21 protein-coding genes and 1 other RNA gene are annotated in these 22,610 nt (G+C 59.1%); 9 read left to right on the forward strand and 13 right to left on the reverse strand.

The window, feature by feature from the left end:
* Nucleotides 1-62: 62 nt before the first annotated feature.
* Complete coding sequence (locus CBB62_05450; protein ID OUT41762.1) at nt 63-1,301, reverse strand: 5-aminolevulinic acid synthase; 1,239 nt, start codon at nt 1,299-1,301, stop codon at nt 63-65.
* Nucleotides 1,302-1,455: 154 nt separating this feature from the next.
* On the reverse strand, nt 1,456-2,946 hold the full coding sequence (locus tag CBB62_05455; protein OUT42663.1) for a hypothetical protein: 1,491 nt from the start codon (nt 2,944-2,946) through the stop codon (nt 1,456-1,458).
* Nucleotides 2,947-3,175: 229 nt separating this feature from the next.
* On the opposite strand from CBB62_05455, the gene CBB62_05460 reads away from it, so the two are divergent.
* The 5 genes from CBB62_05460 to CBB62_05480 all read left to right on the forward strand — a co-directional run bounded on the left by CBB62_05460 (nt 3,176) and on the right by CBB62_05480 (nt 7,996).
* Complete coding sequence (locus CBB62_05460) at nt 3,176-4,381, forward strand: hypothetical protein (protein ID OUT41763.1); 1,206 nt, start codon at nt 3,176-3,178, stop codon at nt 4,379-4,381.
* Nucleotides 4,382-4,518: 137 nt separating this feature from the next.
* A complete protein-coding gene (locus CBB62_05465; GenBank protein OUT42664.1) occupies nt 4,519-4,863 on the forward strand; it encodes a hypothetical protein in 345 nt (114 codons plus the stop codon).
* A gap of 60 nt (nt 4,864-4,923) precedes the next feature.
* Nucleotides 4,924-6,111, forward strand: a complete 1,188-nt coding sequence (locus CBB62_05470) for a hypothetical protein (protein ID OUT41764.1) — start codon at nt 4,924-4,926, stop codon at nt 6,109-6,111.
* Nucleotides 6,112-6,195: 84 nt separating this feature from the next.
* Complete coding sequence (locus CBB62_05475; protein ID OUT42665.1) at nt 6,196-7,380, forward strand: peptidase M20; 1,185 nt, start codon at nt 6,196-6,198, stop codon at nt 7,378-7,380.
* A 22-nt stretch (nt 7,381-7,402) separates the two neighbouring features.
* Entirely contained in the window at nt 7,403-7,996 is a 594-nt protein-coding gene (locus CBB62_05480; GenBank protein ID OUT41765.1) for a hypothetical protein, read from the forward strand.
* Between the two features lie 7 nt (nt 7,997-8,003).
* On the opposite strand, the gene CBB62_05485 is transcribed toward CBB62_05480, so the two are convergent.
* The 5 genes from CBB62_05485 to CBB62_05505 form a co-directional block, all read right to left on the reverse strand.
* Complete coding sequence (locus CBB62_05485; protein OUT41766.1) at nt 8,004-8,453, reverse strand: hypothetical protein; 450 nt, start codon at nt 8,451-8,453, stop codon at nt 8,004-8,006.
* Between the two features lies 1 nt (nt 8,454).
* Nucleotides 8,455-9,417, reverse strand: a complete 963-nt coding sequence (locus CBB62_05490) for an NAD synthetase (protein OUT41767.1) — start codon at nt 9,415-9,417, stop codon at nt 8,455-8,457.
* Nucleotides 9,414-10,385 (reverse strand): diguanylate cyclase, encoded by a 972-nt coding sequence (locus CBB62_05495; protein ID OUT41768.1) that lies wholly within the window; start codon nt 10,383-10,385, stop codon nt 9,414-9,416. The genes CBB62_05490 and CBB62_05495 overlap by 4 nt, the downstream gene beginning before the upstream one ends.
* A 19-nt stretch (nt 10,386-10,404) precedes the next feature.
* Nucleotides 10,405-12,078: a peptide ABC transporter gene (locus CBB62_05500; GenBank protein ID OUT41769.1), complete on the reverse strand. Its 1,674-nt coding sequence runs from the start codon at nt 12,076-12,078 to the stop codon at nt 10,405-10,407.
* A gap of 123 nt (nt 12,079-12,201) precedes the next feature.
* The gene (locus tag CBB62_05505) at nt 12,202-13,998 is read right to left on the reverse strand and encodes an acyl-CoA dehydrogenase (protein ID OUT41770.1); all 1,797 of its coding nucleotides are present in this window, start codon (nt 13,996-13,998) and stop codon (nt 12,202-12,204) included.
* Between the two features lie 303 nt (nt 13,999-14,301).
* Between CBB62_05505 and CBB62_05510 the strand changes: the two genes are divergently transcribed.
* A complete protein-coding gene (locus CBB62_05510) occupies nt 14,302-15,183 on the forward strand; it encodes a hypothetical protein (GenBank protein ID OUT41771.1) in 882 nt (293 codons plus the stop codon).
* Between the two features lie 4 nt (nt 15,184-15,187).
* Here the strand turns inward: CBB62_05510 and CBB62_05515 are convergent, their stop codons facing one another.
* The 4 genes from CBB62_05515 to ssrA all read right to left on the reverse strand — a co-directional run bounded on the left by CBB62_05515 (nt 15,188) and on the right by ssrA (nt 18,249).
* Complete coding sequence (locus CBB62_05515; protein OUT41772.1) at nt 15,188-15,631, reverse strand: GNAT family N-acetyltransferase; 444 nt, start codon at nt 15,629-15,631, stop codon at nt 15,188-15,190.
* Nucleotides 15,628-16,929, reverse strand: a complete 1,302-nt coding sequence (locus CBB62_05520) for a glycerate kinase (protein OUT41773.1) — start codon at nt 16,927-16,929, stop codon at nt 15,628-15,630. The genes CBB62_05515 and CBB62_05520 overlap by 4 nt, the downstream gene beginning before the upstream one ends.
* Nucleotides 16,930-17,028: 99 nt before the next feature.
* Nucleotides 17,029-17,544 carry a hypothetical protein gene (locus tag CBB62_05525; protein ID OUT41774.1) on the reverse strand — a complete coding sequence of 172 codons (516 nt, stop codon included), beginning with the start codon at nt 17,542-17,544 and terminating at the stop codon, nt 17,029-17,031.
* A gap of 266 nt (nt 17,545-17,810) precedes the next feature.
* Nucleotides 17,811-18,249, reverse strand: a transfer-messenger RNA (tmRNA) gene (gene ssrA, locus CBB62_05530).
* 248 nt (nt 18,250-18,497) lie between these two features.
* Between ssrA and CBB62_05535 the strand changes: the two genes are divergently transcribed.
* The 3 genes from CBB62_05535 (at nt 18,498) to CBB62_05545 (ending at nt 21,391) form a co-directional block, all read left to right on the forward strand.
* A complete protein-coding gene (locus CBB62_05535; protein OUT41775.1) occupies nt 18,498-19,481 on the forward strand; it encodes a thymidylate synthase (FAD) in 984 nt (327 codons plus the stop codon).
* Entirely contained in the window at nt 19,451-20,371 is a 921-nt protein-coding gene (locus CBB62_05540; GenBank protein ID OUT41776.1) for a hypothetical protein, read from the forward strand. The genes CBB62_05535 and CBB62_05540 overlap by 31 nt, the downstream gene beginning before the upstream one ends.
* Nucleotides 20,372-20,530: 159 nt before the next feature.
* The gene (locus CBB62_05545) at nt 20,531-21,391 is read left to right on the forward strand and encodes a hypothetical protein (protein ID OUT41777.1); all 861 of its coding nucleotides are present in this window, start codon (nt 20,531-20,533) and stop codon (nt 21,389-21,391) included.
* Nucleotides 21,392-21,398: 7 nt separating this feature from the next.
* Here the strand turns inward: CBB62_05545 and CBB62_05550 are convergent, their stop codons facing one another.
* Nucleotides 21,399-22,061 (reverse strand): hypothetical protein, encoded by a 663-nt coding sequence (locus CBB62_05550; protein OUT41778.1) that lies wholly within the window; start codon nt 22,059-22,061, stop codon nt 21,399-21,401.
* 91 nt (nt 22,062-22,152) lie between these two features.
* Nucleotides 22,153-22,524: a hypothetical protein gene (locus CBB62_05555; protein OUT41779.1), complete on the reverse strand. Its 372-nt coding sequence runs from the start codon at nt 22,522-22,524 to the stop codon at nt 22,153-22,155.
* Between the last annotated feature and the right edge of the window lie 86 nt (nt 22,525-22,610).

Genomic DNA, 22,610 nt, shown 5'->3' on the forward strand with positions numbered 1-22,610 from the left:
CACAAAAGAACCCGCTGCACGGATATCATGCGGCGGGTTCTTTTTTTGACTGGTGTCTATTTTTACTGTGCGGCGAGGGCGGTGTGCATCTCGTGATAGACCGGGCAGCGATCCCAGAGGGCCACGAGGCTGTCGCGCAGATATTCCATCATCTCAACCGTATGCAGCGGGGTCGGCGTAATGCGGATACGCTCGGTACCGCGTGGCACGGTCGGATAGTTGATCGGCTGCACATAGATGTTGAAGCGGTCCATCAACTCATCGGTCACGCGCTTGCACAGCTTCGGATCGCCAACCATGAGCGGGACGATATGGGTTTCGGAGCAGCTCATCACCGGCAGATCGGCGTCGATCAGCATTTTCTTCAGCGTCGCCGCCTGTTTCTGATGCCGCGCACGCTCAAGCTGCGAGGTCTTCAGGTGACGGATCGAGGCCAGCGCACCTGCAGCAAGAGCCGGGGGCAGGGCGGTGGTGAAGATAAAGCTGGAGGCATGGCTGCGAATGAAGTCACAGAGCGCGGCAGAGGCGGCGATATAGCCACCCATGACGCCGAATGCCTTGCCCAGCGTACCCTCAATGACGGTCAGGCGATCCATCAGGCCTTCACGCTCGGCGATACCGCCACCGCGCGGACCATACATGCCAACCGCATGAACCTCGTCCAGATAGGTCATGGCATTGTACTTGTCGGCCAGATCACAAATCTCGGCGATTGGCGCAATGTCGCCATCCATTGAATAGACGCTCTCAAAAGCGATGATTTTCGGACGGTTTGGATCGGCAGCTTTCAGGAGTTGCTCCAGATGTGCCAGATCGTTGTGACGGAAGATGTGTTTCTCGGCACCGGAACCGCGGATGCCCTGGATCATCGAGGCATGGTTGTTGGCGTCGGAGAAGATGATGCAGTTCGGCAGATTGCGACCGAGGGTCGACAGGGTTGCCTCGTTGGAAATATAGCCGGAGGTAAAGATCAGGGCATCTTCCTTGCCATGGAGGTCGGCAAGCTCGCTTTCCAGCATGTTGTGATAGCGGGTGGTGCCGCTGATGTTGCGGGTACCACCGGCACCGGCGCCAGCCTCATCAATGGCCTGTTTCATGGCGTTCAGGACGGTCGGGTGCTGGCCCATACCGAGATAGTCATTCGAGCACCAGATCGTGACTTCGCGCTCGGCACCTGCTTCATCACGGTATGTCGCTTTCGGGAAATGCCCGGCGTGACGGCGCAGATCGGCGAATACGCGATATCGGCCTTCGTCTTTAAGCGCGCCGATGTCGTCGCGGAAAAACTGCTCGTAATTCATAACCGGATTGATCCCAAAAACTGTCATCGTGGCGAGGGGCACCCTCGATGGATGACCATAACTAGCACATCAAATCTAAATTAGAATATCTCTAAAGATCATTCGGCAGATTGACGCGGATCAATTTTTTGCCAGTTAGGTATTTCGGCAGGGTTTAATTCGCCCAGATGCGATAATTGCGCTGGCTGAGGCGGTATTCCAGAACCCGGTGATTATTGGTATCGACCACCAGTATCCGATCCTCGCCATCGGCCCAGATACCCGCCGGTTCATTGAGCGGGCTGCAAGTGCCATCGGTGCAGTCGAAGGCACCATGCGGGTGATCGGGATCGTCGAAATCGGCAACCTCTCCCGCCATCACATCCACAATACGGATCGTGTCATTATAGCTGTCGGCGACATAGAGACAGCGTTCGCCGCCATCGGTGACAGCCAGAGGATGCTGGAATCGGGCCTGCGCAAACTTGCCGTTCTCGTGGCCGAATTCAAACAGACCGGCACCGACCAGCGTGCCCACCTGTTCGTTATGGGCGAGTTCGATCGTGCGAATGGCTGAGGTCTCGGCATCGACAAAGATCAGCATCTCCTCGTCTTCGGTCAGGGCAAGGCTGCTCGGTTGTGCCAGCTGTGCCTCATCCGGTTTGCCATCACGCAGTCCCTCGGTGCCGCTACCGGCGACCCGGCGCACGGTGCCGTCGGAGAGGTCAAAGACGCCGATCTGGTGTGTGCCGGCATTGGCGAAATAAAGCTGATCCTCGGCCAGCGCCAGATCCCAAGGGGAGGCAAGGTCGGTTTCCCGGCCCATGGTCTCACCGGCCTGCAGGGGCAGGCCACGCTCGCCGGTACCGGCGATGGTGCGGACCGTGTCGGTGTTCAGGTCGATCACCCGGATCGCATGGTTGCCGGTATCGGCGACATAGATCGTGCCGTCACCGCAGATCAGCCCCTGCGGGCGGCGGAAACGGGCACGTTCTGCCGGGCCGTCAACAAATCCACGCCGACCGTTGCCATAGCGCTCGACCTCCTCGCCATGATCGTTCAGCAGGACAATCTGGCTGTGACCGCTATCGGCCAGCGCCCAGTAGCGCTCGCCATCAAGGGTCAGCGGCTTGATTTTGGACGGGTGGCTCAGCCGGTTATGTGGTGCCCGCTCGCGTTCGGTATCGAGCTCCACCGGTTCGATCAGGCCCTCGACCTTGAACTTGTCGAGCACGTCATTGATCGCACGCAGCATCTCGTTCAGGTCCGGCTCACCGGAATGCATGCCGATAACCGTGCCCTGCGGTGACAGGAAAACCAGCGTTGGCCATGCCTTGATCGCATACTGCTCCCACAGCTCACGGTCCGGGTCATGAACCACCGGATGCTTGATGCCATAGCGCAGGATCGCCTGTCGCAGTTTCTGTGGGTCTTTTTCCGCGTCGAATTTGGGCGAATGGACGCCGACGATGACGACTTCTTCCGGGAACGCCTTTTCCAGCTTACGCAGGGTTTCGGCCACATGAATGCAGTTGATGCAGCAGAAGGTCCAGAAATCGAGAATGACCAGTCGGCCCTCGAGATGCTGCAAACTCAGTGGTTCAGTGACATTGAACCAGGTTTGGCCCTCACGGAAAATTTCCGGTGCCCGCACCACGCCGAGCATGTTCTCGGCCCCGAAGGCAGCCTCGCGATACGGATCGAATTCGTTGTCAGACATGGCAATTCATCATCGGGTCACAGGGGGCGATACAGTTAGATGATCGACTTTGTGGCTCTGAACGCAAGGGAAACTTTGTCTGCCTGTGGTCAATTACTTGATTGCAGGGCCAACTCTCGGCTAACAGAACAGGGTTGTATCCCAGTTCTGCTTCACCCCAACAATCAGAGGCGTCATGCAAACGCTCTACAGCGGTGGCCTGTTATTTGATGGCGATGGCCGCCTTCTCGAGAATTATGGTGTTCTGGTCGAAAACGACCGGATTGTGAAAATTGCGCCGCGCCCGGAGTTCACCGGTTTTGCCGGCTATGTCGTCGATACCTCCGGTGGCACCCTGTTGCCATCCCTGATTGATACGGCAGTGCATGTCACCCATGGCGGCGAGGCAAATCCGTTTATACCGGCAGCGGCCCGTTCCGATGCGGCAGCTACGCTCGTCGCGCTCGAGAATGTGCAGGCGAGCCTGATCGGCGGTGTCGGTGTGGTCCGTGATCTCGGTGGTCGTGCCGATGTGGGCCGTGCGGTCTCTGCCGCACTCGATGATGGCCGTTTCATGGGCGCATCCCTGATGACGGCGGGACAGACCATCACGGCAACCGGTGGCCATGGCCATGATACCGGTGCTGTTGCCGATGGCGCGCCAGCAGTGGTGCAGGCGGTTCGCAAACTGGTTTCCGGCGGTGCCAGCACGATTGTTCTGGCGGCGAGCGGTGGTGTCACCACCGGCGGTACCGATCCGTCGATGACCTATTATACCGCTGACGAGGTAGCAGCCGGGGTTGAGGAAGCCCACCGCCTGAATTGCCCGAGCGCGGTCATGGCCCATAACCCGGAAGCGGCCCGCTATGCGGTACAGTCGCGTGCCGGTACGGTTCTGTATGGTGTCGGTCTTGATGATGATGTGATTGCCGCCATGGTCTCGGCCCAGATGTATCTGGTTCCGGCACTGGGTGCCATGCGTGCGCTGGCCGATGCTGCCGATGATCTGGTCGGAGAGGCCGGTATCTCGGTCGAAACGGTTGGCAAGGCACAGGCATTGGCCGACAGCCATGCTGGATCGCTCAAGCGTTTCTACGATGCCGGTGGCAAGGTGGCGTTCGGCAGTGACTGCGGTATGCCGCTCCTGTCCCATGGCGATAATGCCCGTGAACTGAGCCATATGGTCGCCAGCGGCATGACCCCGATTGACGCGCTGATTGCGGCTACCGGCTATGCTGCCGATATGCTGTCGCTGACCGGTCGCGGTCGTATTGCCGAGGGCGCGGTTGCCGATCTGCTCGTGGTTGATGGCAATCCGGCAGACAACATTGATGCGGTTGCCGATCGTGGCAATCACCGCCTCGTTGTCTGTGGTGGTGCCGTTGCCGCACGGCGCAGCTGATCTATCTCTGACTCATGATGAGTTTTCAGCCCTACAAGCCCCGCCGCGTTGAGCCGCTCGACCTGTGGCGACCGGACGGGCTGGCGATCAAGCCCTATACGATTGCCCGTGATGGTGCGGATGCACCGTCACTGGCGCTGATTGGCACTGCCCGCCGGATTGCCGAAACCGAAATCCCGAAGGCTGCGGCCTATGACACCGGGCATCACGGCCTCGGCTTTGCCATCCTGCATGAGGGGGAGGAAGCGATCTGGCTGTTGCTGCACTGGTGGGCCCATGGTGATATCTGCTGCCGCGCCCTGTTCCGGGCCGACTCCGGCACGCTGGAGTTTGAGGATGTGAGCAAACGCTCCCTCATGGCCTGTGTCTGGGAGTTGCGGGTGATCGATCACGAGCGGCAGGCATGGGTGAATGCCATGCTTACCCACACGCCGGATGCGGAAACCTATCTGAAAGACAAATTGCCTGCTGGCCTCTATTGATCGGCGCGCTTAAGTTACCTGCTGTCGATGATCCCCCGCCATGGCACAGGAACCGCACATATGCCCGTTGTGAACCGTATCGCAGACATGCTGCCCGAAATGACCGGATGGCGTCGCCACCTCCACGCCAACCCGGAACTGGCCTTCGAGGAACATGCGACCAGCCGGTTTGTAGTTGAACGTCTGCGCGAGATCGGGGTCGATGACATTCATCAGGGTATGGCCGGTACCGGGGTTGTCGCCCTGATCCATGGCAATGGCGGCCCGGCCGAGGGCGCGGATAAGCGCATTGCCCTGCGTGCCGATATGGACGCCCTGCCAATGGATGAAAAGACGGGTCTCGATTACGCCTCTGCCCGCGGTGGTGCCATGCACGCCTGCGGTCATGACGGCCATACGACCATTCTGCTCGGTACCGCGAAATATCTCGCCGAAACCCGCAACTTCACCGGTACCGCGGTACTGATCTTCCAGCCCGCCGAGGAGTTTGGCGGCGGGGCGCAGGTGATGATCGAGCAGGGCTTGTTCAAGAAATATCCGGTACGCTCGGTCTGGGGCTTACACAACTCGCCATCACTGCCTGCCGGTACCATTGGCACCCGTGTCGGGCCATCCATGGCGGCGGTCGATGATTTCCGGATCGAGATCAAGGGACGTGGCGGTCATGCCGCCCGCCCGCAGGACAGCATCGACCCGATCTTCATCGGCAATCAGATATATAACGCCCTGCAGGGCATCATCAGCCGCAATAGCGACCCGATCAAATCGGCGGTGCTGAGCGTCACCCAGTTCCATGCCGGTTCGGCCTTCAACGTCATTCCCGACGATGCCTTCCTGAACGGTACCGTGCGTACCTTCGATGCCGATCTGCGCACATATATCGAGCAACGCATGCGCGATATTTGCGAAGGTGCGGAAAAACAGTATGGCACCGAGATTACCCTGACCTATGACCTCGGCTACCCGCCGCTGGTCAACAGCGCGGATGAGACCGGGATCGCCGGTGAGGTTGCCGCCGATATTGTCGGTGAGGAACAGGTGATGCGCGAGATCGCCCCGATCATGGGCGGTGAGGATTTCGCCTATATGCTTGAGAACGCGCCCGGCTCCTATGTCTGGATCGGTCAGGCCGATGACGAGCATCAGGCACCGGTGCACAATCCGCTCTATGATTTCAACGATGCCATTCTGCCGGTCGCGACCAGTTATATGGCCCGGCTGGTTGAACGGCAGCTGCCCCGCGACTAGGTTCAATAAGAACAGGTTTCGGGTCCGCTGAACATGCATGGCCCGAACCGGAATGACCCGGAACAGAACAACCAAGGCCCGACCATGCCCGTCAATAACCGCATTGCCGACTTCCACGATGAAATGACCGAATGGCGTCGTGACATCCATGCCCATCCCGAACTGGGGTTCGAGGAGGTCCGCACCGCGAAGATCGTGGCGGACAAGCTGGCCGAATGGGGCATTGAGGTCCATACCGGTGTCGCCAAAACCGGCGTTGTCGGTGTGCTGCACGGCAATGGCGACAAGCGCGGGCAGGACCATGCCATCGCACTGCGCGCCGATATGGACGCGCTGCCGATGACCGAGGAAACCGGTGCTGCCCATGCCTCGACCACACCGGGCAAGTTCCATGGTTGTGGCCATGACGGGCACACCACCATGCTGCTGGGGGCCGCGAAATATCTCGCCGAAACCCGTAATTTCGACGGTACGGTCTATTTCATCTTCCAGCCCGCTGAGGAAGGCCATGGGGGCGGTCGACTGATGGTTCAGGAAAAACTGTTCGACAAGTTCCCGGCCAAGTCGGTCTGGGGGATGCACAACTGGCCGGAAGTGCCGTTGGGTCAGGCGGCGATCATGGCCGGGCCGATGATGGCCGCTGCCGACCGCTTCGACATCGAGATCGAGGGCAAGGGCACCCATGCGGCCATGCCCCATTTCGGCATCGACCCGGTGCTGATCGGCGCGCAGATCGTGACCATGCTGCAATCACTGGTCAGCCGCCGCACCGATCCGCTGAAACAGGCGGTTATCTCCACCACGATGTTCCATTCCGGCGAGGCGTTCAACGTCATCCCGCGTATGGCCAAACTCGGCGGTACCGTGCGTACCTTCGATCCGGAAATCCGCGACATGATCGAGGCCGAGATGACCACAATCGCCGAGAGTGTCGGCAAGGCCATGGGAGCCGAGGTGCGGGTCAGGTACGGTCGCGGCTATCCGCCGACCATCAATAGCGTGGATGAAGCAGAATTTGCGGCTCAGGTCGCCGGTAATCTGCTCGGGTCGGAGAATGTCCTGCGCGACATGGACCCTTGTATGGGTGCGGAGGATTTCTCCTATATGCTGCAGGAGCGTCCGGGCTGTTATATCTGGATGGGGCAGGGTGATGATGAGCATCAGGCGATGGTTCACAATACCCAGTACGACTTCAACGACCGCATCCTGCCGATCGGTGCATCATACTGGGCGCAGCTGGTCGAAACCGCTCTGCCGCGTGCAGGCTGACAACCGGACGGAAGACACAGGCATGTCGGATCGGGAAGAAGACGCACAAGATCGCTGGAACGCGGCCATGAATGCGGCTGTCGCGGCAAAGAGCGGTGAGGTCTTCAATGACGTGGTGTTCAATTTCGGTGTCGAGATCATCAACTTCCCGGAATTCCCGCAGGCCGATTTCGAGGTGCTGCTCGGCCTGATACAGGATCACCGGCTGCATGGCATGAACGGGTCATGGAACCTGATCGCCGTGTTCAATTACGAATTCGACCGGCTGAATACCGAACAGGAAGAACAGCTGCTGAAGGTGCTGCACCGGGTCCATGCCAGTTTCAGCGACTGGCACACGCCATTCTATATCGCCGAGATGATCGGCCAGCGTTATCCCGACGGTCGCGGGCTGGACGCCTTTCAGCGCATGGCCAAGACCCGCAACCAGATTTCCCGTGCCTTCATTCCCAACGGTCTGGAGATTCTCGCCCGCACGGCGAAAGACCCACTGATCAAGAACCGCGCCATGGACCAGATATTATCCATGCGCGGCGATGTCAGCGATCAGGTCAAGAAAGAGGTCGACATGGCCATCGAACGCCTCGTCGACCGCGGCGCCATGGGGCGGGCGTAGACGACGTTTAATAATTGCCCATCTCACGTTGGCGCATGGGCATGGTGTCGATCAGCGAGAATATCTCACCCATATTGACCGGCTCATCCCAGCGGCCCTTCTCACCACCATCCTTGCCGACAAGCACGACAAGAAACTGATCGTCATTTACGCCATATTTCCGGCGCAGGTCGGTTGCATCGAAGGATAGTTGTGGGGCTGTGTCTGACAAATCTGCAGCATCCAGATCGACCGTCTCACCGGCGACGCTGATATGCATAATATCCCGCTCATATGCGCTGCCGATCTGTTGTCTGATGGCTCTCATCTGGTCTGTGAAATTCTGATCCTGCTGTGATTGTGCAAAGACCAGTACCGGTCGGTAAGACCATCTGTATTCAGCAAGCGGATTGGCCTTGGCGGTCATGGTGAGGACGCTGGTTATTGTCAGTATCAGGGCTGCCAGTATGAAACGCATATCATGTCCTGCGGTTCGCTGATTTCGGGTTCAGTGCCTGTTGCAGCCCGTCGCCGAGCAGGTTGAAGGCAATGACTGTAATGAAGATGGCCAGTCCCGGATAAATGGCAAGCCAGGGGGCGTTCCAGATCAGCGCCTGGGCATTGGTCAGCATATTGCCCCAGCTCGGTACCGGTGGCTGGATGCCGAGGCCGAGGAAGCTGAGCACGCTTTCGAGCAGGATCACCGTGCCGATCGACAGGGTGGTCGAGATAATCACCGGCGAGACCACATTGGGCAGGATATGACGGCGCAGGATGGCTGCATCCCTGACCCCGAGGGCGGTGGCCGCCGTGACATAGGGGCGGGTGCGTACGGTCAGGGTGCTGGCCCGGACCAGACGCGCAACGGTGGTCCAGCCGACCAGCGCGATAATCACCACGATCCGATATAGCGCCGTGGTTTCGGCATAGGCGGCATCGGTGCTCAACCCCAGCTTGGTCAGGTCAACCGCTGCCAGCACGATCAGCAGTGGCAGCAGCGGCAGCGCGATGACGATGTCGGTCAGGCGCATCAGCAGGCTGTCGACAATCCCACGATAGAACCCGGCAATCAGGCCGATAAAGGTACCGATTACGGCGGCAAACCCGGCAGTGGTCAGGCCGACGATGAGCGATACCTGCCCGCCATAGAGCAGGCGCAGAAACACATCGCGGCCCAAACTGTCGGTGCCGAGCCAATGTGCCGCCGAGGGTGGCTGAAACCGACCGAACAGGTTCTGTGCTTCTGCCGTGGTGCCGAGCCAGTGCTCGAACCACGGGGCGGCAAAGCAGGTGGCGGTGATCAGGATTAGCACGATCAGGCTGATCATGGCCGGTACCTGACGCACCAGCCGGGCAATGATCTGGCGGCGCGGCGTCAGCCGGTCTGCATGACCGGCGCTTGCCTGTTCGGCGGCGAGGGTGATGGTGTCGGTGCCGCTCATGTGCCGTCCTGATAGGAAATGCGGGGATCGACAGCGGCATAGAGCAGGTCGGCGATCAGATTGGCGATCAGGATCATGGCGGTGGCCAGCAGCAAGCCGACCAGCGCCAGATTGTAGTCATTGCCCTCAATCGCGCCATAGATGGTCTGGCCGAGGCCGGGATAGGCAAACATCGCCTCGGTAATCAGCGCGCCGGAAAACAGCCCGCCGAAATTGAGTGCCACAATGGTGATGATGGTTGGTGCGGCATTGGGCAGGGCGTGCCGCCAGATCACCCGGCTTTCGCGCAAACCCTTGGCGCGGGCGACCCGGAGATGATCCTCATCAAGCACATCGAGCATCGCCCCGCGAATAAACCGGATATAGCCACCAAGGCTGAGCAGGGTCAGGCAGATGGTCGGCAGGATCAGGTGTTTCAGCCGGTCAAACCAGCCGGGCAGATCGGTGGCACCGAGGCTTTCTATCCCCCCGGCAGGCAGCAGTTGCCAGTTCACGGAGACGATCAGGATCATCATCAGCGCCAGCCAGAAGGGCGGCACCGAGATACCGGCGAAGCTGATGAGGCTGATGCTGTAATCGGTGAAGCGGTTGGCCCTGACCGCTGCCAGTATGCCGAGCGGCAGGGCAATTATGATGGCGAGCAGGAAGGCGGGCATCAGCAGGTAGAAGGAATTGGCAATCGCACCGCCGATAATCTCCAACACCGGGCGGCCATAGAGGCGGCTGTACCCGAACTCTCCCTGTATCGCGGCGCTGAGCCAGTTGCCGTAGCGTATATATAGCGGCTGATCGAGACCGTATCGTTCACGCAGGCGATCCACCTCTGCCGAGGAAACGCTCGGGTCCATGCTGACCAGCATATCCACCGGATCGCCCGGCATCAGCCCGATCAGGCCGAAGACGATGACCGACATAAGCAAGAGGACGATAAGCGCGCCGATCAGGCGGCGGGTGAGGAAGGTCAGCATTCAGCAGATGTCCCGATGCCTATTCCGCCTGCCATTCCTCAACCCAATAGGTCGATGGGAACTGGTGACCGGTGGGGCGCAGGCCCGTGAGCCATTTCGGCAGGATATAGGCATTGGCGCGGAAATAGAGCGGCAGGGCGGGCAGATCCTCGGCATAGATTTCCTGCACCTGATTCCACAGCGCCTGATTGGCCGCCGGTTCGCAGGTGTCCTCCATCTCCTCCAGAAGCTCATCCATCTTGGCATTCCGGTAGCCGGTGCTGTTCTGCCCGGCCCAGTTGTTCTCCGGGCTGGGGATCATCTCCGAATGCAGGGTGGTACGCGGGATGCTGCGTGGTGAGGAAATCCACGCGAACATTGCGAGCGCCGGGAACTGCCGCTTGCGCACGGTTTCGCCGAAGAATACGCGGGCGGGCTGGTTATCGATCACCACATTGATGCCGAGCGCCTTCCACTGCTGCTGGATTACCTGCTGGACCAGCTCACGGGTGGTATTGCCCGCCGTGGTCTGCAACGTGACGCGCAGGGCCTCGCCATCCTGATTGCGGCGGATGCCGTCGCCTGCTGCCGGGAACCAGCCTGCTTCCTCGAGCAACTGTGCTGCCTGTTCCGGGTCGAAGGGATAGTCCCTCACCCCGTCATAATAGACGCTGTCGAGCGGATTGACGTTGGATTTGGCGACCGGCTGGCGACCGTCGAACAGGCGCTGGTTGATCTGTTCCCGGTCAAGGCCATAGAGCAGCGCCTGACGCACCCGCTTGTCGGCCAGCATCGGGTTGTCGAGATTGACGTCGATATGTTCGTAGATCAGCCCGGGGCGATAGACGAAGTTGAACCGGTTGCCGGCCCGTGCCTCAAAGGCCAGCGCCTCATCTAGGGCGAGGCCAAGTTCACCGGCAATCATGTCCATGCCGCCGGAGAGCAGGTTGGCCGAGAGGGCGGCGGTATTGGTGACCGTGCGGACAATGATCCGCTCAAAGGCCGGTTTTTTGCCCCACCAGTATTCGTTTGGCTCGAGCACGACCGAACTGCCCTGATCCACGCGGGTAATCCGGTACGGGCCGTAATACAGGCCGGGATTGGTGGTGTCGGTATCGTAGAGGGTGCGTTCCTGATAGGCGGAGGGATCACCCTCGAAGGTGCCGCGCTCCAGATGGGCGGGCAGGATGGTAAAGCCGCTGATCGAGGCAAATTCGCAGGTCACCTTGTCCATATGCAGGGTGAAGGTGTGGTCATCGACCACGGTGATGTCGAGAATGTCGTTCTGGAAGAACTCGAAATTGGTCACGCCGCTGTCGGGATGGCGACCCACTTCCCAGGTGAAGACAACATCCTCGGTGGTCATCCGCGTGCCATCGCCCCATTTTGCCTCTTCCGGCAGGGTGTAGGTGATGGCCATACCCATCTCGCCGTTCTCACGCTCTTCCAGTACCGCGCGGCCATTCTCGATGGTCGGCAGTTCGGTACAGAGCAGGCAGGTCAGTTCCCAGTCGGCATCATAGACCGTGATCGGCCGCTGTCCGAAACCGAGCACATAGGTCCGGGCCAGAGTGCTGTCGATCATCGGGTGAAAATTGGACGGAAACTGGCTGATGCCGATGGTCAGTTGTCGGGCATTGGCGTGCTGGCCGGTAAGGGCGGCGAACAGCATGACCAGCAGGGCGATGACCGGAAAACGGTGGCGAAAAAGCATGGTGTCTGGCGGGTGTGGTGGTGACAGAACTCACGAACCCCATGCTATCCCGGCCAAATTCGGAATGACAGGTTTTAATGTCTACCGATTTGACGATCCGGCAACGACCGGCGCCGCGCGGCCTCAGAAGGCCGCTTCGGCGAAGCTGTTGATGGCGCGGTGGCCGTCGCGGATGCTGGTGACGAGGCCGCCGGTCTGGCTCAACACGTTCTGTGCGAAGTACACTGCCGTGACCAGCTTGGCATCGAAGAAGTCGGCGCGGCCATTGGCACCACCCGGCTGGCTCATGGCGTCGAGGCCGAACAGGGCGGAACGGGCGAGCACATAGCCACCGGTAACGAGGCCGAACAGCTTGCAATAGGCGACGGCACCGGCGGCGATTGCCTCCGGCTCCTTGCCGTTCTCCAGTATCCAGCCGGTTGCGGTTTCCAGATGGTCGAGGCCGGCCTTGAGGTTGTCGGCAATGGCCGTGGCATCATCACCGGGTTTCGCTGCCAGCGCATCGGCGGTATCGCGCATTTCGGCGATGAAGCCGGTCATGGTCTTGCCGCCATCACGCAGAACCTTGCGGAAGACGAGGTCATTGGACTGGATGCCGTTGGTGCCCTCGTAAATGGTCAGGATACGTGCGTCGCGGTAATGTTGGGCGATACCGGTTTCCTCACAGAAACCCATGCCGCCATGGACCTGAACACAAGTGCCGGTGACGTCCTGTGCCATATCCGTACACCATGCCTTGACCACCGGGGTCAGCAGTTCCGCCATGGCGTTTGATGCGGCCTTCAGCGCGCCATCCTGGCTGGCATTGGCCTCATCCATATAGGTGGCGGCAAGGTAGCTTAAGCCACGTCCGGCCTCGATCTTGGCGCGGGCGTCGAGCAGCATCCGGCGTACATCGGCATGGTTGATGATGGTAACCGGGCCGTCACTGCCGGTCAGCGCCTTCGACTGCACCCGCTCACGGGCATAGGATACCGCCTGCTGATAGGCGCGCTCGGCAATCGACACGCCCTGCAAGCCGACCGACATGCGGGCGTTGTTCATCATGGTGAACATATAGCTGAGGCCCTTGTTCGGTTCCCCGACGAGGTAGCCGATCGCGCCCTCATTATCGCCATAGGTCATGTAGCAGGTGGGCGAGGCATGGATGCCGAGCTTATGCTCCAGTGCGGTACAGCGCAGATCATTGCGCTCACCGAGGCTGCCATCCGCATTGACCAGAAACTTCGGCACGATGAACAGGGAGATGCCTTTCGATCCCGCCGGTGCATCGGGCAGGCGGGCGAGAACCAGATGGATGATGTTGTCGGTCCAGTCATGCTCACCATAGGTGATCCAGATCTTGTTGCCCTTGATCAGGTAGTGGTCACCGTTCGGCGTTGCCTTGGTGCGTACCGCGCCCACATCGGAACCGGCCTGAGGTTCGGTCAGATTCATGGAGCCGGTCCACTCGCCGGTAATCATCTTCTCCAGATAGAGGTCTTTCTGTTCCGTCGAGCCGTGCTCGGTAATCAGATCGACCGCGCCCTGATTGAGCAGCGGGCAGAGGCCGAAGGACATGTTTGCCGACTGCCACATCTCCTGTACCGGGAAGGCGAGCGCCCAGGGCATGCCCTGACCGCCGTAATCCGGGGTGAAGGGCAGGGAATTCCAGCCGCCCTCGACATAATGGTCATAGGCTTGCTTGAACCCCTTGGGGGTGCGGACCACACCGTTTTCCAGCACGCTGCCCTCATGATCGCCGACCGTATTGAGCGGGGCCAGTATGTCGGTTGCCAGCTTGCCGGCCTGATCCAGAACCGCATCGACCAGATCATCGTCCACCATGTCAAAACCCGGCAGGGATGACAGGCGCTCAAGGCCGATAATGTCCTTGAGGATATGGGTCATGTCGTTGATCGGGGCATGATAGGGGATCATGGTCGGGTTTCCTCGGTTTTGCAGGTCGCTCTGTCGTTCTTATGAGCCGGGCATTGCGCCGTCAGCTTACCTTTTCGTCAATTTATAGTCGGATGATGCCTGCCTGTCATGACATCAATTGTAATGGGATCAATCGTCACGGGGGCAATCAACAGACGTGAGGGGTGTCGGCCCGAAACTGGCATATGGGTTGCATTGATTGGGATGTAGATTTCCGGCCCAGAGGTGAAGAGAGACTTCGTGCCCCAACCACTTGTGCAAAATCCCGCGTTAATTCAAGGGTTTGAGAATGCGCCGCGCGATGTGCGAAATGCCGTCGCGAATGCCAGCGCACGCACGGGGGTCGATTTTTCCTACCTGATGCACAAGGCCTCCGCCGAGAGCAGCTACAACACCAATGCCTCGGCCGGCACGTCCTCGGCCAAGGGGCTGTACCAGTTCATCGACCAGACATGGCTCGCCATGGTCGACCGCCACGGTGCCAAACACGGTCTCGGCCCCTATGCCGATGCGATCGAGCAGGGCAGTGACGGTCGGTACCGCATTACCGATGCGGCGGTGCAGGGCGAGATCATGGATCTGCGTTTCGACCCGCAGGCAGCGGCCAATATGGCTGCGGAGTTCGCGGCGGAAAACCAGAACTACCTTGAGGGCAAGCTCGGTCGTGATGTTGGCTCAACCGATCTGTATCTGGCGCATTTCCTCGGTGCCGGTGGTGCTGGCAAGTTCCTGAAGCAGATGGGTATCGACCCGTCAACCGAAGCGGCCAGCGTCATGCCCAAGGCGGCCGCCGCCAATCACAATGTTTTCTATGATCGCGCGACCGGCAAGGCCCGTTCACTGGCCGAGGTCTATGATTTCTTCGCGGCCAAGTTCGACGAGAGTACCGGTACGACACAGGTTGCCACCGCGCCGGCACCGGCACAGTCAACTGCGGGTAAATCATATAGTGGTGGCAGTGGCGGTGGTATAAGTGGCTTCAACTGGACGCCATCAACCCCGCGCCATACCGCCGGTCTCGGCAGCATGGCCGGTGATGATGCCATCATGCGCCAGCTGATACAGGCCCTGTCCAACGATCAGGGCGGATTCCGCTCCGTTGCAACCGCACTCGGTGCCGAAACCACCATCGGTCGCGGTCTGTTTGCCAACGACCTGCTGCTGCTGGCCCAACAGGCGCTTTAAGCCCTCAGGCTCGCTGATACCGGATAAATGATGTGCGTTTTGCGACCTGATCATACAGGGAGCGGGCGGGGGCGTTGAATTCCTGTGTGGTCCAGTAGACGCGGGCCACGTCGCCGCGCCGGTCGGCGTGGTCGTAGATTGCCTCGATCAGCGCCCGGGCGGCACCGGTGCCACGGGCCGCGGGCGAGACGTACAGATCTTCCAGATAGCAATAGACGCCATCGGTCCATGTGGAGGGGTGGTGAATGATATGGGCGATGCCGACCAGCTGGCCGCTGTCATCAACCGCGACCAGCCCCATCATGCCGTCGCGTTCGGCCACCATGCGGCCAAAGCTGTTGCGCGCCACATCATCCGGCACATCGGCGCGGTAGAAATGGTTATAGCCGCGCCAGAGCACATGCCACTGGTCATAATCATTGGCAGCGAGCTTGCGGATAGAGGTCATTCTTTTGGCTCCACCAGAATGGCGCGGAAGTCGTTGACATTGGTCAGCGTCGGCCCGGTCATGACGAGGTCGCCTGTCTGCTCAAACAGGCTGTAGCTGTCATTGCCGCGCAGCATGGCATCGGCGTCAATCCCGGCTTCGCTGGCACGGGTCAGGGTCTCAGGGTCGATGATCGCCCCGGCATTGTCCTCGGACCCGTCAATCCCGTCGGTATCGCAGGCAATGGCGGTGATGCCCGCCGCCCCGGCGAGGTCGATGGCCAGTGCCAGGCTGAACTCGGCATTGCGCCCGCCGCGGCCCTTGCCACGCACGGTGACCGTGGTTTCGCCGCCGCTCAGGATCAGCGCGGGTGCAGTGACCGGCTGGCCGTGTTTCTGAACCTGTCGGGCGATGGCGGCATGGACCTTGGCCACCTCGCGTGCCTCGCCCTCGATGGCATCGCTGAGGATAATCGGCGTCAGGCCGTGTTCCTCTGCCGCCTTGGCAGCGGCCTCGAGCGCCATCTGCGGCGTGGCCAGCATGATGGTCTGGGTCTTGTCAAAGATGCTGTCGCCGGGTTTCGGCGTTTCCGGTTCGGCCTGATCGAGCCAGTCGGCCACCGGGCCGGGCAGGTCGATTTCATAATCGCCGAGGATTTGTTTCGCCCGCCCGAAGGTCGAGGGATCGGGTACGGTCGGGCCGGAGGCGATGGTTTCCGGGTCATCGCCCGGCACATCGGAGATCAGGAACGACACCACCCGCGCCGGATGGGCGGCGGCGGCAAGCTGCCCGCCCTTGATCGCCGAGAGGTGTTTGCGCACCGCATTCATCTCGCCGATATTGGCCCCGGAGCGTAACAGGGCGTTGGTCACGGCCTGTTTGTGCTCCAGCGTCAGGCCGGGTGCGGGCAGGGCGAGCAGGGCCGAGCCACCACCGGAGATCAGGCACAGCATAACATCGTCAGCGGTCAGTTCCTCAGCCAGTGCCTTGATCCGTCCGGCGGCATCCATCCCGGCCTGATCCGGCACTGGATGCGCGGCCTCAACGATCTCGATCCGCTCGCAATCAACGGCATGGCCATACCGGGTGACGATCAACCCCTCGATCCGGTCGAACAGGCCCTTGTCCTTCGCCCATGCCTCAACCGCGGCACCCATGGCGGCGGAGGCCTTGCCAGCACCGGTGATCACGATCCGGCCCTTGACCCGGTCGAGGTCGAGGCGGTCGAGCGCCGGGCCGACAATCTTGTCAGGCAGGCATACGGCAAGGGCTGCCTGAAACACTGAGTTCAGGACATCGCGCGGATTTCTGTCGGTCATGGAAGCTAAGGCCGTCTGGTGGCTGTGCCGGTATCAGGCGGGTTGCCTGCTTAAGGCGCGGTTGAGGCGGATCAGTTAAGGCAGGTCAGTTGTAGCAGGTCAGCGGTTCTTGCGGAAATTGTCGAGCGAGACAACCTCGCCGGTCTTCTCTTCACCCTCGACCTTGTCGCCATCATCGCCGTCGGTGTCGTCACCGTCGATTTCGCTGATGCTGCCGGCTTCCGGTGTTTCTCCATCATCATCCTCGTCATCATCCTGATCCAGCCCCTGGAACTGCAGGGCGAAATTCACGGATGGATCGGCAAAGACGGTGATCGAGGCAAACGGGATAACCAGCCGCTCGGGCACATTGTTGAAAGTCAGGGTGACGGTGAAGTACTCATCGGTGATTTCCAGACCATAGAACTGGTACTGGAGCACGATGGTCATTTCGGCGGGGTAGCGTTTGCGCAGGTATTCCGGCACTTCAACGCCGCTGTCGGCGGTGCGGAAGGTGATATAGAAGTGTTGCTCACCGTTGAGGCCCTGCTCGGCCACGGTTTGCAGAACCTTGCTGACAACGCCGCGCAGGGCGTCCTCAACCAGTACGTCATAGCGCATGTCGGTATCCGACATATATTCTACCCATTGTCAGAACTGGCGGCCGTTTAACGGGCCACTCTTGATATTATCAGGTCAGATTAACGATTGCGCGGGCGAAAACAACAACGCTTTGCGTTTTCCCATCGCTTGCTGTCGCTTTTTTCACGTCATCTCCGGTGTCATCTTCAACGTCATTCCAGCGAAAGCTGGAATCTCGATGACAGCAGCGCTTGGATTCCAGCTTTCGCTGGAATGACAGGCGGTTGGTTGAGCGACCGTAAAAGCTGGCGTGAAAGAGAAGTGGAGGCCTTCTGTTGCTAGGCGGCCTCCGGTCCCCACCCTAGACGGCAAAGCCTAGGGAATTAAATTTCAGTATTACGCGCTGCCTTAGGCTGCGAGTGCTACTGGAGCTGCGTTATTATCGTTTGCAACTATAATATAGCCCGATAACGGCGGTACCATACCGGGAACAAACGTTATCTTTACTGCGCGTGTCGATCCTGTTTCGCCCCCATCCCGGACCGCCCGACGATGACGGGTTTTGCAACCCATCGATCCGGCGGATTTCCCGGATCACTCAAGGTCTGTATCAAGCCAAGCCCCAAGTGATCCCGGAAATGGTGGAGGCGCCGGGTACTGCCCCCGGGTCCACAACGCCTATTCCATAACGCGTTTAGCGCCATAGCCGGTAAACCGGCATGGATAGATATAGGTCATTCGGCCCGGTTGTTAAAGGGCAGGGACAATTTCTCGGAATCGGACTTGGAAAATGACATTTATACACAAATGAATCACAACCATGGCGATTCGAATTTTGTTTTAAAAACAAGGGGTTTTGATTCTTATCAAGAGGGCGTGAATGAAATGAATATCTTAGCTGTTGACGGTTGAAAACAGCGGTTTTGTGAACGTACGCGCATCTCTAAGTTGCTCCTCTCTGCACAAAATTGAGGATATAGACCGTGAACCACGAAGTTTCGCTTGAAATGCAAAAAGATTCAGACCGTTCAAATTCTGAAGTCGGTAAAAAGCGAGACCGGATCAGCCCGGAGCAGCGCGCGGAAATCGACGAACAGAAGGCCCAGCGCTACGACACCCGCCGCGCCACCGTCCCGGCGCTTGAGGAAATCCTCTATGAGCCGATCCCGCTGCTCGATCACGGCTTTGTCCGGGTTATCGACTATATGGGCGATGACAGCGCGATCGTACAGGCCGCGCGCGTTTCCTACGGCAAGGGCACCAAGAAGGTCTCCACCGATGCCGGTCTGATCAAGTACCTGCTGCGTCACTGGCACTCGACCCCGTTCGAGATGTGCGAGATCAAGTTCCACATCAAGCTGCCGATCTTCATCGCGCGCCAGTGGATCCGCCACCGCACCGCCAATGTGAACGAGTATTCCGCCCGCTACTCCGTCCTCGACCGTGAGTTCTATATCCCGGCCCCGGACCAGCTCGCCGCCCAGTCACTGACCAACCGTCAGGGCCGCGATGACGAAGCCGTGCTGCAGGGTGAACAGGCCCAGCGCGTGCTCGATATCCTGCGTGATGACGCCTACCGCACCTATGCCCATTATGAGGAGCTGCTGAACGAGGATTCGGAAGGCAATGTGATCGACGAGAGCCGCACCGGTCTCGCCCGTGAACTGGCGCGCATGAACTTGACGCTGAATACCTATACCCAGTGGTACTGGAAAACCGACCTGCACAACCTGATGCACTTCCTGCGTCTGCGGGCCGACAGCCACGCCCAGTACGAAATCCGCGTCTATGCCGAGGCGATGACCGATGTGCTGCAGAAATGGGTGCCGCTCACCCATGCCGCCTATGAGGAATACCGCGAAGGCGCGGTCAACCTCTCCAAAACCGGCCTGTCCGTGGTCAAACGCCTGATCGCCGGCGAAACCGTCACCCAGGAAACCAGCGGCCTCTCCCCACGCGAATGGCGCGAACTGATGGAGCAGGTGGGGTGAAAATAGGCTCGCAGAGTCGCGTAGTAGAAAAGATAATTGAGCCTTTTGCTGCGTTTGTGCAGCAAAAGAACCGTGAGGTGCCTAATCCTCCAGAAATATTGTGGCACTACACTACATACGATGCATTTATCTCTATTATTAAGGATCAAAGTTTAAGGTTATCAGAGTTAGGCTACCAGAATGATTCTGGGGAGTACTGGTTCTTTAATGAAATTGTGCAAGGTTCCTTACGGAGTATGCAAGAAAATAACGACGAAGTAATTAAATCTGCTAATTATTTAAGGCAATTTTTCTATCAGGCGGGTTTTCGAGGATTTTCAAATGTTTTCTCTTTTAGTTTGACCGAAAAGGCCGATAGCCTGAGTCAATGGCGAGCATATGCTAATCATGGAGAGGGAGTAGCGTTAGGGTTCTCTGTGGGAGATGTTCCCGATGGTGTTTATTTGGGTCGTTGTTATTATTCAGAAGTTGGTGACAAAGAGTTTGATGATGTTTTTAGGAGCGTTGTCATTAATCTATCTAATAGTTTTAAGCATAATGATGGCAATCATAATTTAAGTATGGCGGGTCTGGTCGCCAGCGCATTAATTAAAATTATTTCTGAGGCTTCACCATACGTTAAACATAAGGGTTTCGCAGAGGAGTGTGAGTGGAGAGTTACATCTTATGGCGGTGAAGATAAGGCTGAGTACGATTTTTTTGCTAAAAATTATGGAATGGTAATGGCTAAAAAAATAAAATTTTCTGCTGGATTGTCTTTGAAGAAGGTTATGATAGGCCCATCTCCTTTTATGCTTAGAAATAAATTTACTGTTAGTGCTTTCTTGAAACAAAAAAACTTGAATGTAGAGGTTTTATCTTCAGAAATATCATATAGAAAGCAAGCATAATTTATTCCCGGTTCTAGAAGCCACACCCGCCCTGCAGGGAATGCAGGACAGGGTTGAAGGGGTGGTTTTGGGGTTCAGGTTTTCGCGTTGGCGGGGTCTAACTGTTTTCGCAACCTCATCTCCCCCGGCCATGATTGGCCGATGTATGTTGTGTGATCCATGGCTGAAGCTGCAAACCTCGCCGCCCCGCCCGCGTTGGCTGATGAACTGGTCCGTCTGACCCTCGGCATTGATGCCGCGGGCGATTACTACGCCACCCTTGATCCCGACAATGACCCCCATGCCGGTAGCGCCAAGGGCCGCCTGACCATCGGTCTTAGCCGCCATGAGGGCATGGGGGAGGGGGCGGAAACCGGCGCGCTGGTCGTTACCTCGCTGGTGCGGGAGAGTGAGACCGCGCGCAAGGTGGTCGAGGATATGCCGGAACAGCACCGCGCGTTCTTTCAGGAAATCACCCAGCGGCCCAAGACCGAGGGCCAGATCTTCGGCGTCAAATTCACCCTTGGCGGCAGTGCCGAGGGCCGGGTGGTCGATACCGGCGTCTATGACAGCCGCGGGGTACAGGCCGCGCTCGACAGGATCGAACGGCAACTGGCCGAACAGAAACTGGCTGAGCCGCAGAATCAACCACTGACTGAACAACTGGTGATCGGTGGTGCCGAACAACGGGCCGAGGCGCGCAAGAGTGTCGCCGCCATGGACCGGGTGCAGACCCTGTCCGGTCGGCTGCATGCCACCCTCGATGCCAGCCCGGACGTGCCGACGGACAAGGCGGCGCTTGATGACCTCGTACACCGGATGGTGGTGCTCGACCTCGATGTTGCCCGGCTGAATTACGCCTCGACCAAGCCCGAGGATGCGGGCCGTCCGGATATCACCACCCAGCGGCAGGTGGTGCAGGAAATGGCCTCAAGCTGGCAGGACCTCGTCCGCAGCGTCGAACAGGCCACCGGCCAGCCGCTTGCCGAACCGGACAAGCCGAAGCCGTCTGCCACCCCCGGCAAACGTCCCGGCTTCTGACCAGCCGTCAAAACAGGCTCAACAGCCCGTCGCCGAGGCTTCTGGTGACGATGGCGATGGCTATCGTTGCGATACTGGTTGCCTGCATTCGGAAGATAAAGCGCTGGCTGGACGCCCGGTCGCGCCAGGGGCGTTTCTGTACCTCATGCAGGAACACCAGCCATACCGGAATGGTTGAGAACCAGAACGAATTCCCGAACCCGGCACCGAGATACAGGAACCGGTGCACCAGCAGGGTAAGGAACAGCAGGAAATACACCGATTTCTGCTGTTTGTTCATATAGTCAAAGACGAGTTTCAAGCGCCTTGGGGAGTTGAGCGGGATGCCCTCGATAAACCGCTCGCGCATGATTTCGCTCTCGGTCTGCCATGCCCGGAATATCCGCTCCGGCCCATGAGTGGCGACGAGGGAGCCGGGCGGCGGCTGATCGGTCAGCAGGTCATAGAGGTCGGTTTCCCATTGTGGCGAATACTCAAACTCGAACCCTTCCAGCATACCGCCGGGGGCGGTCAGGTGCCGCCATGCCTGTATGATCTCATAGGGGCGGTTGTCGGCCTCGATCTGGCTGACATCCTGCCATTCGTCACCGAACCTGTGCGCCAGCCGGTTATAGGTGAAGACGATATGCTTTTCCTCACCACTGAGGCGGGGCGGCGGCGGGTTGGTCATGATTATCGGTATCGGTCGCGTATCTGAGGTGAATATTCGCCACCATGATACAGACCGGTGACCATAAATCCCGTGCTATCAGCCTGTCGGTTCAGTTTGCCGTACTGCCGTTGTCGCCTTTGTTATCATTGCCGCCATTACCATCGCGGCAGGCGACCAGCTCGAAATGCTGGGCGTGCATGTCCTCGGCACCGGCGTCGCGGATTGCCTGCAGCAGGATGGGCTGGTTGTGATGGTTGAGGAAGCCCTGAAACGCGGCGGCATCGCGCCACTGGACATAATTCAGCACCTGTTGCTGATCCTCGCTCACATGGATGTTGGAGGAGATGAAGCCGTCGCAATCGGCGATCCAGTCATCAACCTGTTCCAGCACCGCCGTCACCACGGCATTTGCCTGTGGTGGCTCGACGGTAAAGCCGGAGACCTGAATATGGCAGTCAGGGGTGATTTCCGGGTTGGTCATGATCTGGGGTGCCCTCTTGATTATTCATGCTGTCGCATAACTAACGGGGCAGGCGGTTGGCCGTTCCGGCTGCCCGGAAATTGCCT

It is taken from the genome of Micavibrio sp. TMED2 (assembly GCA_002168225.1).
Lineage (GTDB): Bacteria > Pseudomonadota > Alphaproteobacteria > TMED2 > TMED2 > TMED2.